The sequence below is a fragment of the Azospirillum sp. ST 5-10 genome (assembly GCF_051225715.1).
In the GTDB taxonomy this organism is placed as follows: Bacteria; Pseudomonadota; Alphaproteobacteria; order Azospirillales; family Azospirillaceae; genus Azospirillum.
In genome coordinates this window covers 24,102-39,834 of record NZ_JBPJSP010000046.1, presented here as the reverse complement: position 1 = coordinate 39,834, position 15,733 = coordinate 24,102, and the positions used below count along the sequence as shown (strand labels likewise).

The 15,733-nt window shown below is 70.4% G+C and carries 17 protein-coding genes; 14 read left to right on the top strand and 3 right to left on the bottom strand.

Annotated features, from left to right (window positions below):
- Positions 1-240 precede the first annotated feature (240 nt).
- The 9 genes from rpsF to ACSBPG_RS30160 all read left to right on the top strand — a co-directional run bounded on the left by rpsF (position 241) and on the right by ACSBPG_RS30160 (position 8,232).
- Positions 241-675 carry a 30S ribosomal protein S6 gene (gene rpsF / locus ACSBPG_RS30200; RefSeq protein ID WP_435540968.1) on the top strand — a complete coding sequence of 145 codons (435 nt, stop codon included), beginning with the start codon at positions 241-243 and terminating at the stop codon, positions 673-675.
- Complete coding sequence (rpsR, locus tag ACSBPG_RS30195; protein WP_029006782.1) at positions 675-944, top strand: 30S ribosomal protein S18; 270 nt, start codon at positions 675-677, stop codon at positions 942-944. The genes rpsF and rpsR overlap by 1 nt, the downstream gene beginning before the upstream one ends.
- Positions 945-994: 50 nt before the next feature.
- Positions 995-1,960, top strand: coding sequence for a DUF2232 domain-containing protein (locus ACSBPG_RS30190; protein WP_435540967.1), 966 nt, complete (start codon positions 995-997; stop codon positions 1,958-1,960).
- Positions 1,960-2,529: a 50S ribosomal protein L9 gene (gene rplI, locus ACSBPG_RS30185; protein ID WP_435540966.1), complete on the top strand. Its 570-nt coding sequence runs from the start codon at positions 1,960-1,962 to the stop codon at positions 2,527-2,529. Before ACSBPG_RS30190 ends, rplI begins: the two co-directional genes overlap by 1 nt.
- 343 nt (positions 2,530-2,872) lie before the next feature.
- Complete coding sequence (locus ACSBPG_RS30180; RefSeq protein ID WP_435540965.1) at positions 2,873-3,919, top strand: class I SAM-dependent methyltransferase; 1,047 nt, start codon at positions 2,873-2,875, stop codon at positions 3,917-3,919.
- A 138-nt stretch (positions 3,920-4,057) separates the two neighbouring features.
- Positions 4,058-5,575 carry a replicative DNA helicase gene (locus ACSBPG_RS30175; RefSeq protein WP_435540964.1) on the top strand — a complete coding sequence of 506 codons (1,518 nt, stop codon included), beginning with the start codon at positions 4,058-4,060 and terminating at the stop codon, positions 5,573-5,575.
- Positions 5,568-6,695 (top strand): alanine racemase, encoded by a 1,128-nt coding sequence (gene alr / locus ACSBPG_RS30170; protein WP_435540963.1) that lies wholly within the window; start codon positions 5,568-5,570, stop codon positions 6,693-6,695. Before ACSBPG_RS30175 ends, alr begins: the two co-directional genes overlap by 8 nt.
- Positions 6,683-7,459, top strand: coding sequence for an MlaE family ABC transporter permease (locus ACSBPG_RS30165; RefSeq protein ID WP_435540962.1), 777 nt, complete (start codon positions 6,683-6,685; stop codon positions 7,457-7,459). The genes alr and ACSBPG_RS30165 overlap by 13 nt, the downstream gene beginning before the upstream one ends.
- Positions 7,456-8,232, top strand: a complete 777-nt coding sequence (locus tag ACSBPG_RS30160) for an ABC transporter ATP-binding protein (protein ID WP_435540961.1) — start codon at positions 7,456-7,458, stop codon at positions 8,230-8,232. Before ACSBPG_RS30165 ends, ACSBPG_RS30160 begins: the two co-directional genes overlap by 4 nt.
- Before the next feature lie 190 nt (positions 8,233-8,422).
- On the opposite strand, the gene ACSBPG_RS30155 is transcribed toward ACSBPG_RS30160, so the two are convergent.
- The 3 genes from ACSBPG_RS30155 to map all read right to left on the bottom strand — a co-directional run bounded on the left by ACSBPG_RS30155 (position 8,423) and on the right by map (position 10,722).
- Positions 8,423-9,079, bottom strand: a complete 657-nt coding sequence (locus ACSBPG_RS30155; protein ID WP_435540960.1) for an acyloxyacyl hydrolase — start codon at positions 9,077-9,079, stop codon at positions 8,423-8,425.
- Between the two features lie 199 nt (positions 9,080-9,278).
- The gene (locus tag ACSBPG_RS30150) at positions 9,279-9,857 is read right to left on the bottom strand and encodes an NUDIX hydrolase (protein ID WP_435540959.1); all 579 of its coding nucleotides are present in this window, start codon (positions 9,855-9,857) and stop codon (positions 9,279-9,281) included.
- Positions 9,858-9,867: 10 nt separating this feature from the next.
- Positions 9,868-10,722, bottom strand: a complete 855-nt coding sequence (map, locus tag ACSBPG_RS30145) for a type I methionyl aminopeptidase (RefSeq protein ID WP_435540958.1) — start codon at positions 10,720-10,722, stop codon at positions 9,868-9,870.
- Between the two features lie 143 nt (positions 10,723-10,865).
- Between map and radA the strand changes: the two genes are divergently transcribed.
- From radA to ACSBPG_RS30120, 5 genes are read left to right on the top strand one after another with little or no spacing between them, the layout of a single operon-like run.
- The gene (gene radA / locus ACSBPG_RS30140) at positions 10,866-12,251 is read left to right on the top strand and encodes a DNA repair protein RadA (RefSeq protein WP_435540957.1); all 1,386 of its coding nucleotides are present in this window, start codon (positions 10,866-10,868) and stop codon (positions 12,249-12,251) included.
- A gap of 25 nt (positions 12,252-12,276) precedes the next feature.
- Positions 12,277-12,960 (top strand): CvpA family protein, encoded by a 684-nt coding sequence (locus tag ACSBPG_RS30135; protein ID WP_435540956.1) that lies wholly within the window; start codon positions 12,277-12,279, stop codon positions 12,958-12,960.
- A gap of 35 nt (positions 12,961-12,995) precedes the next feature.
- Positions 12,996-14,459: an amidophosphoribosyltransferase gene (purF, locus tag ACSBPG_RS30130; RefSeq protein ID WP_435540955.1), complete on the top strand. Its 1,464-nt coding sequence runs from the start codon at positions 12,996-12,998 to the stop codon at positions 14,457-14,459.
- A 16-nt stretch (positions 14,460-14,475) separates the two neighbouring features.
- Positions 14,476-14,979, top strand: a complete 504-nt coding sequence (locus ACSBPG_RS30125; protein WP_435540954.1) for a hypothetical protein — start codon at positions 14,476-14,478, stop codon at positions 14,977-14,979.
- A gap of 36 nt (positions 14,980-15,015) precedes the next feature.
- Positions 15,016-15,726, top strand: coding sequence for an SDR family NAD(P)-dependent oxidoreductase (locus tag ACSBPG_RS30120; RefSeq protein WP_435540953.1), 711 nt, complete (start codon positions 15,016-15,018; stop codon positions 15,724-15,726).
- Positions 15,727-15,733 lie beyond the last annotated feature (7 nt).

Genomic DNA, 15,733 nt, shown 5'->3' with positions numbered 1-15,733 from the left:
GTCCGCCGCAAGCGCAAACGCTCAGGATGGTCCGACGAGTTCGCAAGATCCATCCTCGGCCAAATGCGATGACCGTGATTTCCCTGCACTTGGCCCTTGCCGGGCCGGAGGTTCCGTGTATAGTGCGCCGCTTCGCAACTCCTTGCCGGCGCGCATCCGTGCCGCCGGCTAGGACCGGGCGGTCGACCCAGCCATCGGGGCGGGCGCGACGCCGGTCCGTGAACAGCCATGGGGAGTCATATGGCTTTGTACGAGTGCGTGCTCATCGCACGCCAGGACATTTCGGCCGCCCAGGCCGAACAGCTCGGCGAGACGTACGCCCAGATCGTCCGCGACAACGGCGGTCAGGTGACGAAGACCGAGTACTGGGGTCTGAAGACCCTCGCCTACAAGATCAAGAAGAACCGCAAGGGCCATTACCTGATGCTCCACATCGACGCGCCGTCCGCGGCCGTCCTCGAGATGGAGCGCAACATGAGCCTGAGCGAAGACGTGCTGCGCTACATGACGCTGCGCGTCGAGGCGCTCGACGCCAACCCCTCGGCGATGATGCAGAGCCGCGGCGAGCGTGGCGACCGCGGCGACCGCGGCCCGCGCCGCTTCGAGGATCGCGGCCCGCGCCCGCCGCGCCGTAGCGAACAGCAGCCCGCCACCGCCGAAGGGGAGTCCGCCTGATGAGCGACAAGCAGACCTCGGGTGCGCCGCGTTCCGGCGGCGGCCCGCGCCGTCCGTTCTTCCGCCGCCGCAAGACCTGCCCGTTCTCGGGCGCCAACGCTCCGGCGATCGACTACAAGGACGTCAAGCTCCTGTCCCGCTTCATCTCGGAGCGCGGCAAGATCGTCCCGAGCCGGATCACCGCGGTGTCGGCGAAGAAGCAGCGTGAACTGGCCCGCGCCATCAAGCGCGCGCGGTTCCTGGCCCTCCTGCCCTACATCGTGAAGTAGGGCGGGGGACCGGAACGGATAGAAACCCGACGAAGGACCGGCCGCGCACCATGCCGACAGGGCCCCTGCAAACGGCGCTCGCCGTCGCACTGGCCGGTGGCGTCGCCAGCGCGCTGCTCTACGTCTCGGTGCTGTCCGGCGGGTTCGGCGCACTGATCCTGGTCTATCTGGCGCCGCTGCCGCTGTTCGTGGCCGGCCTCTGGCTGGGCGCGTCGGTGACGGCGCTCGCCGGAGCGACCGGGGCGGCGCTGGTGCTGGTGGCGACGGGAAGCCTCGTGGCGATGCTGGGCTACGCGGCGTCGGGGGTCGCCCCGGCGCTGTTCGTGGTCCGGCAGGCGTTGCTGGCACGGCCGGCGGCGGGGCCCTCCGGCGACGCGCTGGAGTGGTATCCGCCGGGGCTCCTGCTGATGGGGCTCACCGGCCTCGGCTTGGCGGCGTTCTTCGTCGCCGTGCTGCTGGCGTCGGGCGAGCCGGGCGGGCTGGAGACGCTGGTCCGGGAGCTGGTGCGCGGCATGGCCGCGCAGTTCGCTCCGGAGGGCGAGCCGGCCCCGTCGGCGGAGGACTTCGCCTTCGCGTCGGCGATGCCGGGTGTCGTGGCGATCTCGTGGCTGCTCATGACGATCGTCAACGCGACCCTGGCGCAAGGGCTGCTGATGCGGTTCGGCCGCAACCGGCGGCCGCCGATGCGGCTGGTGGACTTGGAGTTGCCGACGTGGACAGCGGCGCTGTTCGCGGCGGCGATTCTCGGGGCGATGGCGTTGCCGGGGCTGGCCGGGTTCGTGGCGCTCAACGTGGCGCTCATCCTGTCCCTGCCCTTCGCCTTCGCCGGGCTCTCGGTGGTGCACGTGTTCGCCGCCCGGCAGCGGTCGCGGACGGCGTTCCTGGTCGGGTTCTATCTGTTTCTGTTTCTTTTCGGGTGGCCGATGATCGCGATGGTCGGCCTGGGCGTGATCGAGCAGTGGATGGGGCTGCGCCGCCGCTTGCGGGCCGCGGGTCCCAATCAGGAGGACGAGTGATGGAAGTCATTCTTTTGGAGCGGGTCGAGAAGCTCGGCCAGATGGGTCAGGTGGTGAAGGTGCGGCCGGGCTTCGCCCGCAACTTCCTGCTGCCGCAGAAGAAGGCGCTGCGCGCCACCAAGTCGAACCTCGAGTATTTCCAGAAGCAGCGCGCCAGCCTGGAGGCCGCGAACCTGGAGCGTCGCAAGGACGCGGAGTACGTCTCGGAGAAGCTGGACGGCGTCGCGGTCGTGATCACCCGCCAGGCGGGCGAGACCGGCGTGCTGTACGGCTCGGTGTCGAGCCGCGACATCGCCGAAGCGCTGGCCGGCGCCGGCTTCAAGGTGGAAAAGAGCCAGGTTTCCATCGACCAGCCGATCAAGACCCTGGGCCTGTTCCGGGTGCGCATCGTGCTGCACCCCGAGGTCAGCGTGCACGTGACCGTCAACGTCGCGCGCTCGCAGGAAGAGGCCGAGCTTCAGGCGCAGCGCGGTGGCATGGTCACCGCCGCCGACCTGATCGAGGAGGAGGAGGAGCAGGAAGCGGCCGCCGCCGCCGCTGCCGCCGCCGAGGAGAGCCCGGAGGCCTGATCCTCCCGCTTCCAGCGCTGCGCTCGTCCCGAAGCCGCCCATGCTTTCCGTGCATGGGCGGCTTTCGACGTCTTGGAGGCGTCCCGCCCCTGTACGGCCGTGCTTTGGGCTACCACGTCATGTCCGGGGTGGACCAACGACTGACCGGGAAGGAGGGGCGAGAATGCTGCTCGCGCGACTTCTTGACAAAGCCATCAAAGCCGACTCGCTTGGATTGATCGACGCCGATGGGGATTTTCACCGTTTCGGGCCCAACCATCCAGACGTCATAATTCGTTTGCATGATAAGGCGCTGCACCGCGAACTGATCCTGACGCCGCGCCTGACCTTCGGAGAAGCCTACATGGACGGCCGCCTCACGGTGGAGGGCGGCAGCGTCTACGACGCGCTGGCGATCCTCAGCCGCGGCACGGACGTCTACGGGGTGCTGGGCCGCGTGCACGAGTGGCTCGCCCCGGCGATCCGCTTCTTCGAGCAGAACAATCACCTGCACCGGGCACGCCGCAACGTCGCCCACCACTACGACCTGTCGCGCAGCCTGTACGAGCTGTTCCTCGACCGCGACATGCAGTACTCCTGCGCCTACTTCGCCGATTCCGGCATGAGCCTGGACGAGGCGCAGGAGGCCAAGAAGCGGCACATCGCCGCCAAGCTGCTGCTGAAGCCGGGGCACAAGGTGCTCGACATCGGCTGCGGCTGGGGCGGCATGGCCCTCTATCTGGCGCAGAAGACCGGTGCCCACGTCACCGGCATCACCCTGTCCCAGGAGCAGCTGGCGGTGGCCCGCGAGCGCGCCGCCCAGGCCGGGCTCGCCGACCGCATCCGCTTCGAGCTGTGCGACTACCGCGAGATGAAGGGTCAGTTCGACCGCATCGTCTCGGTGGGGATGTTCGAGCACGTCGGCGTCCCCCATTACGGCCGCTTCTTCGCCAAGGTCCGCGAACTGCTGGCGGACGACGGCGTGGCCCTCCTGCATTCGATCGGCCGCAGCGACGGGCCGGGCAGCACCAACAGCTGGTTCCGCAAGTACATCTTCCCCGGCGGCTACTCCCCGGCCCTGTCGGAGGTGCTTCCCGTGGTCGAGAAGGCGGGGCTGTGGGCGACCGACGTGGAAGTGCTCCGCCTGCACTATGCCCAGACCCTGCGGCACTGGCGTGACCGCTTCGTCGCCCGGTGGGACGAGGCGGCGGCGCTCTACGACGAGCGGTTCTGCCGCATGTGGGAGTTCTACCTGGCCGGCTCGGAGATCGCCTTCCGCTACCAGGGGCACATGGTGTTCCAGGTGCAGATGGCGAAGTCGGTGGGCGCCGTGCCGCTCACCCGGGACTACATGGTGCACGCCGAGACGGCCCTGGCCAGAGCCGTGCCGGCGGAGACCGAGGCGGCATAGAGGCCGCGGGAGGGCCGGGAGGCGGCGCGTTGTCCCCATGATTCTCCACATGGGGATGAAATCTGTGCACAGCTTTTCGGGGGTGGCATGTGCGCTTGACGCAGCCACCCGACCCGCCCGTTTGGTAGAGTGCGCGGCATGGACGACACCCTTGCCCGCACCTCGGCCGCCTACGACTCCGGCCCGTCTCCGCTGTCCGGCGCCCCGGACTACCGCACGCCGCCCCACAACGAGGAGGCCGAGCAGGCGCTGCTGGGCGCCATCCTCGTCAACAACAAGGCCTACGAGAAGGTCGGCGACTTCCTGAAGCCGCCGCACTTCTACGACCCGGTGCACCAGCGGATCTTCGAGGCGATCGTCAAGATGATCGACCGCGGGCAGATCGCCAACCCGGTCACCCTCAAGCCCTATTTCGAGAACGACCCGGCGCTCGCCGGCGAGGGCGGAGCCAGCTACCTGGCGGAGCTGGCGGCCAACGTGGTGACGGTCATCAACGCCGCCGACTACGGCCGCACCATCCACGACCATTTCCTGCGCCGCCAGCTCATCGAGGTCGGCACCGACATGGTGAACGAGGCGTTCCGCCACGACCTCGACAGCAACGCCATGGACCAGATCGCCGAGGCGGAGAAGCAGCTCTTCGACCTCGCGTCCACCGGCGAGGTGCAGGGCGGTTTCGTCTCCTTCTCGGAGTCGGTCAAGATCGCCATCGAAATGGCGGAGACCGCGTTCCGCCGCTCCAGCCACGTCACCGGCGTCACCACCGGGCTGATGGACATCGACCGCAAGATGGGCGGCCTGCACCCCTCGGACCTGGTGATCCTGGCCGGGCGCCCGTCCATGGGCAAGACGGCGCTGGCCACCAACATCGCCTTCAACGCGGCCAAGGCCTACATGCGCTCGACCGGGCAGGAGGGGGCGGCGGTCGGCTTCTTCTCGCTGGAAATGTCGGCCGAGCAGCTGGCCACCCGCATCCTCGCCGACGAGACGCAGGTGCCCGGCGACAAGATCCGCCGCGGCGAGATCCGCGACACCGACTTCCCCAAGTTCGTCCAGGCGAGCCAGGAGCTGGCGCGGGTGCCCTTCTACGTCGACGACACGCCGGCCCTGTCGGTCGCCGCCGTGCGCACCCGCTGCCGCCGCCTGAAGCGCACCCAGGGACTCGGGCTGGTGGTCGTCGACTACCTCCAGCTTCTGCGCGGCTCGTCGAGCCGCGGCGCCGAGAACCGGGTGCAGGAGATCTCGGAGATCACCCGCGGCCTCAAGGCGATCGCCAAGGAGCTCGACCTTCCCGTCCTGGCGCTCTCGCAGCTCAGCCGCGCCGTGGAGCTGCGCGAGGACAAGCGCCCGCAGCTGGCCGACCTGCGCGAGTCCGGCTCCATCGAGCAGGACGCCGACGTCGTGATGTTCGTGTTCCGCGAACAGTACTACCTGGAGCGCGCCGAGCCGAGCCGGCGGCCGGACGAGGGGGACGACAAGTTCAACGACCGCTACCAGCGCTGGCAGCAGCGCCTGGGCGAGGTCCACAACACCGCCGAGGTCATCCTCGCCAAGCAGCGCCACGGCCCCATCGGCACGGTGCGGCTGTTCTTCGACGGCCAGTTCACCAAGTTCGGCGATCTCGACCAGCGCAACGACGATTTCGGCAATGAGTGACCCAATTGGGCGCGCCGGCGCCGTGTTGACCATCGATCTCGACGCCGTCGTCGCCAACTGGCGCCAGTTGCGCGACCGCGTGGCGCCGGCGGCCTGCGCCGCCGCGGTCAAGGCCGACGCCTACGGGCTGGGGGCGGCGCGGGTGGCCCCGGCGCTGTGGGACGCCGGCTGCACCACCTTCTTCGTCGCCCAGCTCGACGAGGCGCTGGCCCTGCGCGCCGTGCTGCCCGACGCGGAGATCCTGTCGCTGGGCGGGCTGCCCGCCGGCAGCGAGAACGAGGTCGCCGAGGCCGGCATCGTGCCGGTGCTCAACCACCTCGGCGAGATCGACGCCTGGGCGGCCTTCGCCCGACGGCGCGGCGCCGCCCTGACGGCGGCCGTCCATCTCGACACCGGAATGAACAGGCTCGGCCTCGGGCCCGACGAGCTCGACGCCCTCGCCGCCGCCCCGGAGCGGCTGGCCGGGCTGGACCTCCGGCTGTGGATCAGCCATCTCGCCTGCGCCGAGAAGGACACGGCGATGAACGCCGAACAGCTCGCCCGCTTCCGCGCCGCGCGCGCCCGCCTGCCGGCGGCGCCGGCCAGCCTCGCCAACTCCTCCGGCATCTTTCTCGGCCCCGCGTACCACTTCGACCTGGCGCGCCCGGGCTGCGCCCTCTATGGCGTCAACCCGACCCCCGATTCGCCGAACCCGATGCGCGGAGTCGTCCGGCTCGACGCGCGCGTGCTTCAGGTGCGGCCGGTTGACAGGTCTATGACCGTTGGCTACGGTGCCACCCACCGCGTCGCGGGGAGTGGTAAGATTGCAACTATTGCAGTGGGTTATGCCGACGGATATCTGCGTTCGCTCGGCGGACGGGGATGCGTCTTCGTCGGCGATGAACCGGCACCGGTGGTCGGGCGGGTGTCGATGGACCTGGTGACCGTCGACGTCACGGGGCTGCCGGACGGCGCCGTCGCCCCGGGCACGCTGGTCGAGGTGATCGGGCCCCACCGTCCCGTGGACACCGTCGCCGCCGACGGGGCGACCATCGGCTACGAGATCCTGACCGGCCTCGGCCCCCGCTACCACCGCGTCTACGTGCGGGACGAGGCAGGAGGCCGGCCGTGGGTTTCCTAGCCACCATCGGCCGGGCGTTCCTGGTGTTTCTCGCCGCGACCGGCAACGTCGCCATGTTCACCGGCACCGCCGTCTCCCACTGCCTGCGGCCGCCGATCTACCTGCGCCAGGTCCTGCGGCAGATGATCGACATCGGCTACTACTCGCTGCCGGTCGTCGGACTGACCGCGCTGTTCACCGGCATGGTGCTGGCCCTGCAGAGCTATTCCGGCTTCGCCCGGTTCCAGGCCGAAGGGGCCATCGCCACCGTGGTGGTGCTGTCGGTGACCCGCGAGCTCGGCCCCGTGCTCGCCGGACTGATGGTGGCCGGGCGCATCGGTGCGGCGATGGCCGCCGAGATCGGCACCATGCGGGTGACCGAACAGATCGACGCCCTCTCCACCCTGTCGACCAGCCCCTTCAAGTATCTGGTGGTGCCGCGCCTGATCGCCGGGCTGACCATGCTGCCGCTGCTCGTGCTGGTGGCCGACATCATCGGCGTGTTCGGCGGCTTCCTGGTCAGCGTCTACCGCCTCGGCTTCAACCCCGCCTCCTACATCTCCCGCACCTGGGAGTTCCTGGAGCCGGTGGACGTCATCTCCGGCCTGGTCAAGGCGGCCGTGTTCGGCTTCATGATCGCGCTGATGGGCTGCTACTTCGGCTACCGCTCGAAGGGCGGCGCCCAGGGTGTGGGCCAGGCGACGACCAACGCCGTGGTCGCCGCCTCGATCCTCATCCTGGTGTTCAACTATCTCATCACCGGCATCTTCTTCTCGGACAAATGACCGAACCGCCCAAGATCGCCCTGTCGGGCGTCCACAAGAGCTTCGGCCCGAAGACCGTGCTGAACGGCATCGATCTCGAGGTGGCGCGCGGCGAATCGCTGGTCATCATCGGCGGCTCCGGGACGGGCAAGTCGGTGATGCTCAAGTGCATCCTCGGCCTGCTGCATCCCGACGCCGGGTCGATCCGGGTCGACGGGCGCGAGACGACCAGCCTGCGCTCCCGCGACCGGGAAAAGCTCCTGCACAAGTTCGGCATGCTGTTCCAGGGCGCCGCCCTGTTCGACAGCCTGACGGTGTGGGAGAACGTCGGCTTCGGCCTGATCCAGGGCGAGCACATGGCGCGCCCCCAGGCACGCGAGATCGCCATCGCCAAGCTGGGGGCGGTCGGCCTCGGGCCCGAGGTGGCGAACCTCTATCCGGCCGAGCTGTCGGGCGGCATGCAGAAGCGCGTGGCGCTGGCCCGCGCGATCGCCGACGAGCCGGAGATCATCTTCTTCGACGAGCCGACCACCGGCCTCGATCCGATCATGGCCGACGTGATCAACGAGCTGATCGTGCAGTGCGTGAAGGACCTCGGCGCCACCGCCGTCACCATCACCCACGACATGGCCTCGGCCCGCAAGATCGCCGACCGCATCGCCATGATCCACCAGGGCCGCATCATCTGGACCGGCCACGCCCGCGACATCGACGGCTCCGGCAATCCCTACGTCGACCAGTTCGTCCATGGCCGGGCCGTGGGGCCGATCCAGATGCAGATCCGCGCGCTCTGAGCCGGCCCGGGCGGGACGCCGGCACGCGCCGGGTCGGCTCTCTCCGCCCACGCCCCGCGCAACGGCAGGGTGTCCGTCCCTGCCCTCTCCGGCGACGCGGGACGGGTCGGCCGCCCTCCACGGCCGACGACGGGAAGACCGAAGACGGGCCGGCCAATGACGGGACGGCCAATGACGGGGCGGCCGACGCTCAGTTCCCGAAGAGATAGCCGACGCGCGCGCCGACGAAGCTCATGCCGCCGTTGCCCCCGTTGCCGAGGTTGGCGTTGGACATGTGCGAGATGTAGGCGCCGAGGGTGATCCGGTCGGCGAAGACGTAGCCGATTTCCAGGGACTCGTGGAACAGCCAGCGCGTCCCCAGCGCCTCCTCGTCCAGGTTGGTGTACTTCTCGCCCACAGGGTCGCGGCTGTCGCAGCCGATCGCCAACTCCGCCGCCGTGCAGGGGCTGGTCTTGCGCTTGAGGTTGCCGTCGTGGACGGCAATGCCGAAGGCCGGCGCGATGTAGAAGCCGCTCTCGAACGGATAGGTCCAGGTGAGGCCGGCGTAGGCGCGGTTGGTGCCCCCCTGGGTGTTGACGGAACCGCCGATCATCACCCGCGGTGCGGCGATCGCCTGCAACAGCTTGCTGTCGAATTCGGCGATCACCACCGGGTTGGTGAGGACCTCGACGGACAGGTCCAGCGTGTCGCTGTCGTCGTAGTCGTGATCGTAGTCGTGGACCTGTCCGCCCACCTTGAGCTCGTAACCGGGGAAGCCGTCGAGCGTCGCGCTGCCGGCCCACGCCGTTCCGGCTCCCACCGCCGCTGCGACCAGGGCCGCCATCAAAGAGACACCGACCCGATCCATCACTCCTCCTGCCGGACAAGTCACCACGTGCGTCGGCACTCCGCGCGCCGCCGGGACACTACCACGCGGGGGTGGGGTCGTCGCGCCAAAGGGGTAGGCGCCGGGTCGACTGTGGCAAAGTTGCGGCGAAGCGTGGCTTTTTCGCAGCACCAGGCTCCGGCGGCGCGGTGGACCGCCGCGGCGACCGCGGGGCGGCCCCTCAGCCGCGCGCGCCGGCCGCCAGGGCCGCCGCCAGTTCGGGATTCAGGGCGGCGCCGAGAGCCGCCACCTGCGAGGTGATGGCGAAATCGCCGCGGGCGGCGGTCACCAGCAGCTCGTCGCGGCTCATCGTCTCCACGCGCATGTCTTCGAGATCGCCGGAATCCGGTTCCGCCACCCGGCGGCAGCCGCGGGCGATGAACAGGCGGCCGTAAGGGCCGCGCTGGTTGCCGAGCGCGACGTAGCCGCCGAGGTCGGTCCAGTCGTCGGCCGCGTAGCCCGTCTCCTCCAGCAACTCCCGCTTGGCGCACGCCAGGGGCGCCTCGTCGCCCTCGACGGTGCCGGCGGGGAAGTTGACGTTCACCCGGCGCGGCCCGTGCTTGTACTGGCGCAGCATCACGAAGCGGCCGTCGGCCGTCTCCGGCACGATGATGACGTAGGCGCGCATGTCCACCTGGTGAAAGGCGACGCGACGGCCGTCGGGCAGTTCCAGGTCCTCGACGCGGATCTTCAGCCAGGGCTCGTGGGTGTAGACGTCGCGCGAGGACAGGATGGTCCAGGGCTTCAGATCGTCGTTCACGGCGCGGGCCTCAGGCGTACGGGGGGCAGGTATGGCCGGCCGGCGACAGCGTGAAGATCTCGCACCCGTCCTCGGTGATGCCGACCTGATGCTCGAACTGCGCCGACAGCGAGCGGTCGCGGGTCACCGTCGTCCAGCCGTCCGCCAGGATCTTCACGTCCCGCCGCCCGGCGTTGAGCATCGGCTCGATGGTGAAGACCATGCCGGGAACCAGGAGCATGCCCTTGCCGGGGGCGCCGAAATGGTCGACGTGGGGAGCGTCGTGGAAGACGCGGCCGATGCCGTGGCCGCCGAACTCCCGCACCACCGAGAAGCGGTTCGCCTCCGCCAGGCTCTGGATGGCGTGGCCGACGTCGCCCAGGTGGTTGCCGGGCCTGGCCTGGGCGATGCCCGCCATCATCGCCTCGTAGGTGAGCTCCACCAGCTTGCGCGCCTTCACGCCGATGCCGTCGCCGACGTAGAACATGCGGCTGGTGTCGCCGTACCAGCCGTCGAGGATCACCGTCACGTCGACGTTGACGATGTCGCCCTTGGCCAGCCGCTTGTCGTCGCTGGGAATGCCGTGGTTGACGACGTGGTTGGGCGAGATGCAGCTCGCCGCGGGATAGCCGTTGTAGCCGATGGTGGCCGGGATGGCGCCGTGATCGCGCATGAACGTCTCGATCAGGCGGTCGAGATGGCCGGTGGTCACGCCCGGCACGACGAACGGCGTGATGTGGTCCAGCGTTTCCGCCGCCAACCGGCCGGCGCGGCGCAGTCCGGCGAAGTCCTCGGGCGTGTGGAGCGGCACCGGCCGCCCGTCGTGGTCCCTCACGGTCGCGCGGCCGCCGTCGGCGACCAGCGTCTGTGCAGTCTGTTGCGTCATCGTCCTTGCCCTTCTTGCGGCCGCCACCTTGGGTGATCCGACGCATGGCGGCAAGTCGGTTTCGCCCGTAGGAGTCGGAGCCGGCCGTGCTATATATGGCGCGTCGCACCCCGATCGTCCCCGAACATCAGACCTGCAGGGCATTGGCTAAACCGACCTCGCGCTACGCCTGCCAGTCGTGCGGCGCCTCCTTCCCGAAATGGGCGGGGCGTTGCGACGCCTGCGGCGAATGGAACTCCCTCGTCGAAGAGGCGGTGCCCGACTCCGCCCCCAAGGGCCTCGGCGCCGCCAAGGGGCGGCGGATCGACTTCGTCGGCCTGGCCGGATCCTCGCAGCCGGCGCCGCGCCGCACCACCGGCATCGCCGAGCTGGACCGCGTGTGCGGCGGCGGCCTGGTGCCGGGCTCCGCCGTGCTGATCGGCGGCGATCCCGGCATCGGCAAGTCGACCCTGCTGCTGCAGGCGGTGGCACGGCTGGCCCAGGAGCACCGCTGCGCCTACGTGTCGGGCGAGGAGGCGGTGGACCAGGTGCGCCTGCGCGCCCAGCGTCTCGGCGTCGCCGGCAGCCCGGTGGAGCTCGCCTCCGCCACCAGCGTGCGCGACATCGCCGCCGCCCTCGACGCGGCCGAGGGGCCGGACGTGGTCGTCATCGATTCCGTGCAGACCATGTACGTCGACACCCTCGACAGCGCCCCCGGCACGGTGGCCCAGGTCCGCGCCTCGGCGCAGGAGCTGATCCGCGTCGCCAAGCGGCGCGGCGTCGTGCTGCTGCTGGTCGGCCACGTCACCAAGGAGGGCACCATCGCCGGCCCGCGCGTGCTGGAGCACATGGTCGACACCGTGCTCTACTTCGAGGGCGAGCGCGGCCACCAGTTCCGCATCCTGCGCGCCGTCAAGAACCGCTTCGGCCCGACCGACGAGATCGGCGTCTTCGAGATGACCGACGGCGGCCTGTCGGAGGTCGCCAACCCCTCCGCCCTGTTCCTGGCGGAACGCCGCGGCGACGTCTCCGGGGCGGCGGTCTTCGCCGGCATGGAGGGGACGCGGCCGGTGCTGGTCGAGGTGCAGGCGCTGGTCGCCCCGTCCCCGCTCGGCACCCCGCGGCGCGCCGTGGTGGGCTGGGATTCGGCGCGCCTCGCCATGGTGCTGGCGGTGCTGGAGGCGCGCTGCGGCGTGCAGATCGGCACCAACGACGTCTACCTCAACGTCGCCGGCGGCCTGCGGGTGACCGAGCCGGCGGCCGATTTGGCGGTCGCCGCCGCGCTGGTGTCGTCGCTGACCGGCGAGCCGGTGCCGGCCGACACCGTGGTGTTCGGCGAGATCGGCCTGTCCGGCGAGGTGCGGGCGGTCAGCCAGGCGGAGCCGCGCCTCAAGGAAGCCGCAAAGCTGGGGTTTTCAACGGCGCTCATTCCGGCTAGACGAAGCGGCGGCCGGGGCGACGGGATGCTGCGCACCGTGGAGCTGCACCACCTGGGCGAGCTGATGCCGCTGTTCGACTCGGACGCGGGCGGCCGCGCCCGGCCGCGGTGACGAGGACGTTTCGAGGAAAGGGCCGATGGAGAACTTCCCGATCAACCCGGTGGACCTCGCGGTCTTCGCCGTGCTGCTGCTGTCGGCCATGCTGGCCTTCACCCGCGGCATGGTGGCCGAGGTGCTGTCGGTGGCGTCCTGGATCGGCGCCGCGTTCGTGACGTTGTACGCCCTGCCCTACGTCCTGCCCTACGCCCGCGCGTACATCCCGTTGGAGATGCTGGCCTACGCCGCCTCGGCCGCCGGGCTCTTCATCGTCTCGCTGGTGGTGCTGACCGTCGCCTCCGGACGCATTTCGCAGCGCGTGCAGAATTCCCAGCTTTCCGCCCTGGATCGCTCGCTGGGATTCGTTTTCGGGCTGCTCAAGGGTGCCATCCTGGTGTCGGTCGCCTATCTATTCTTCGTCTGGCTGGTGCCGCCCGCCGAACACCCGGCGTGGCTCCAGGCGGCGAAGACCCGTCCGCTGCTGGCGAGCGGGGCCGGGGCGATCTACGAGTTCGTGCCGGAACATCTGCGCGCCGAGGGGCTGAGCCGGGCCGACCTCGCGCGCGAACGGGCCCGCCAGGCCGTCGAGGCGAAGGAGGCGCTGGACCGCCTCTCCACCCCGGTGCCGGCGGGACCGAATCCGACGGGTGCGCCGCCCGCGGATACCGGCTATAAGGAGCGAGATCGCGGCGATCTCGAGCGTTTGATCCAGAACACCCGTTGAGGACGCGCCCGGTGCCACACGAGGACCATTGCCCGATGCCGACCACGAACCCGTTCGACGACGACAAGCTGCGCGAGGAGTGCGGCGTGTTCGGCATCCACCGCCACTCCCAGGCGGCCGCGATCACCGCGCTGGGCCTGCACGCCCTGCAGCACCGCGGCCAGGAGGCGGCCGGCATCGTCACCAGCGACGGCGAGGAGTGCCACGTCGAGCACACGCTGGGCCTCGTCGGCGACCATTTCTCCAGCGAGACGGTGATCCGCAAGCTGGTCGGCCCCTCGGCCATCGGCCACGTGCGCTACGCCACCACCGGCGGCACCATGATGCGCAACGTGCAGCCGCTCTACGCCGACTTCGAGTTCGGCGGCTTCGCCATCGCCCACAACGGCAACCTGACCAACGCGCAGACGCTGAAGCGGCAGCTCGTGCGCCGGGGCTGCCTGTTCCAGTCGACCACCGACACCGAGGTGATCGTCCACCTCATGGCGCTCGCCCGGGGCGGCTCGGCGGTCGACCGCATGATCGAGGCGGTGCGCCAGATCGAGGGCGCCTTCTCGCTGGTGGCGATCACCGGCAACACCGTCATCGGCATGCGCGACCCGCTGGGCGTGCGCCCGCTGGTCCTCGGCCGGCTGGGCGACGCCCACATCCTGGCCAGCGAGACCTGCGCGCTGGACATCGTCGGCGCCGATTACGTGCGCGACGTCGAGCCGGGCGAGATGGTGGTGCTGGACGAGACCGGTGTGCACAGCGTGCGCCCCTTCCAGCCGAACAACCGGCGCTTCTGCATCTTCGAGTACATCTACTTCGCCCGCCCCGACAGCGTCATGGAGGGCAGCTCGGTCTACGAGGCGCGCCAGAACATCGGCCGCGAGCTCGCCCGCGAGGCGGGAATCGAGGCCGACCTGGTGGTGCCGGTTCCCGACAGCGGCGTGCCGGCGGCGCTCGGCTACGCGGCGCAGAGCAGCATCCCCTTCGGCCTCGGCATCATCCGCAACCACTATGTCGGCCGCACCTTCATCGAGCCGACCGACCAGATCCGCCACCTCGGCGTCAAGCTGAAGCACAACGCCAACCGCGCGATGATCGCCGGCAAGCGGGTGGTGCTGGTCGACGATTCGATCGTCCGCGGCACCACCTCGAAGAAGATCGTCGAGATGATGCGCGCGGCCGGCGCCAGCGAAGTGCACATGCGGATCTCCAGCCCGCCCACCTCGCACCCCTGCTTCTATGGCATCGACACGCCGGAGCAGGGTAAGCTCCTGGCGCACCGCATGTCGGTGGAGGAGATGCGCGACTTCATCGGTGCCGACAGCCTCGCCTTCATCTCGCTGGACGGCCTCTACCGGGCCATGGGCGAGGCGAGGCGGGACCCGGAGAAGCTGCGCTACTGCGACGCCTGCTTCACCGGCGACTACCCGATCGCTCTGTCGGACCGCGAGCCGCACGAGGCCAACCACACCGCCGAGCTGCCGCGCCGTGCAGCCGCGCGGGCCTGAGGAGGGAGAACGGGGCATGGTGCGGGTCACAGCGGGCGTGGCGGCGGCCGGTCTGGCCGTCCTTCTGGCGGCGGCGCCGGCCGCCGCCGGCGACCGTGCCATGGCCTGGGTGGCCGACGGCCTGTACCCGTTCGACGGCACCGCGCCCGACCACATCGCGGGGCAGCCGGCGGCGCTCGCCGGCGATCCCGACTACACCGGCCAGGCGGCCGGCTGGTGCGCCCGCGGCGCCCTCTTCAGCACGGTGTTCGCCGTCGGCTTCGCGGTGCCGGCGATCGCCAGCGGAGCGGCGGCCCCCCTCGGCGCGGCCGAACTGGCCGCCACCGCCGGCACCGGCTGCGGCTTCAGCATCCTCTGGGGGTCGGCGATCTCCAGCGCCGTGTGGGCGGCCCGCACCTACTTCATCGAACCGTCCCTGGCGATCCCGCCGGCCGCCCCGACCATGGAGGCCGCCGTCGACGGCGAGGCGTTCCAGGTCGTCGCCGCCGAGCGTCCCGACGGCTCCCCGCTCCGCCGCTGAGCGGCGGCCGCTTCCCCTCCCGAAAGAAGTGACCCCATGTCCCGTCTCGCCGGGCGCATCGCCCTCATCACCGGCGCCTCCCGCGGCATCGGCGCCGCCGTCGCCAAGCGCTTCGCGGCCGAGGGCGCGCACGTCATCCTGACCGCCCGCACCGTCGGCGGGCTGGAGGAGACCGACGACGCGATCCGCAGCGCCACGGGGCAGAACGCCACGCTGGTGCCCCTCGACCTGCGCGCGTTCGACCAGATCGACCAGCTCGGCCAAGCCGTCTACGAGCGCTTCCAGCGGCTCGACATCCTCGTCGGCAACGCCGGCGTCCTGGAGGCCTTCGGCCCGGTCGCCCAGTACGACCCGAAGAACTGGCAGCGCATCTTCGACACCAACGTGACGGCCAACTACCGGCTGATCCGCAGCTTCGACCGCCTCCTGCGCGCTTCCGACGCCGGGCGCGCCATCTTCGTCACGTCCGGCGCCGCCGCCGCCCCCTATCCCTACTGGGGGCCCTACGCGGCGAGCAAGGCGGCGCTCGAGATGACGGTCCGCACCTACGCCATGGAGATCGCCAAGTCGCCGCTGCGGGTCAACCTGGTGGACCCCGGCGTGGTGGCGACCCGGCTGCGCGCCCAGGGCTTCCCCGGCGAGAACCAGAGCACCTTGACGCAGCCCGACGCCGTGACCGGCGTCTTCGTCGATCTCGCCGACCCGGCCTGCACCCGCCACGGCGAGATCGTCCGGGCTCAGGACTGACGGGGCG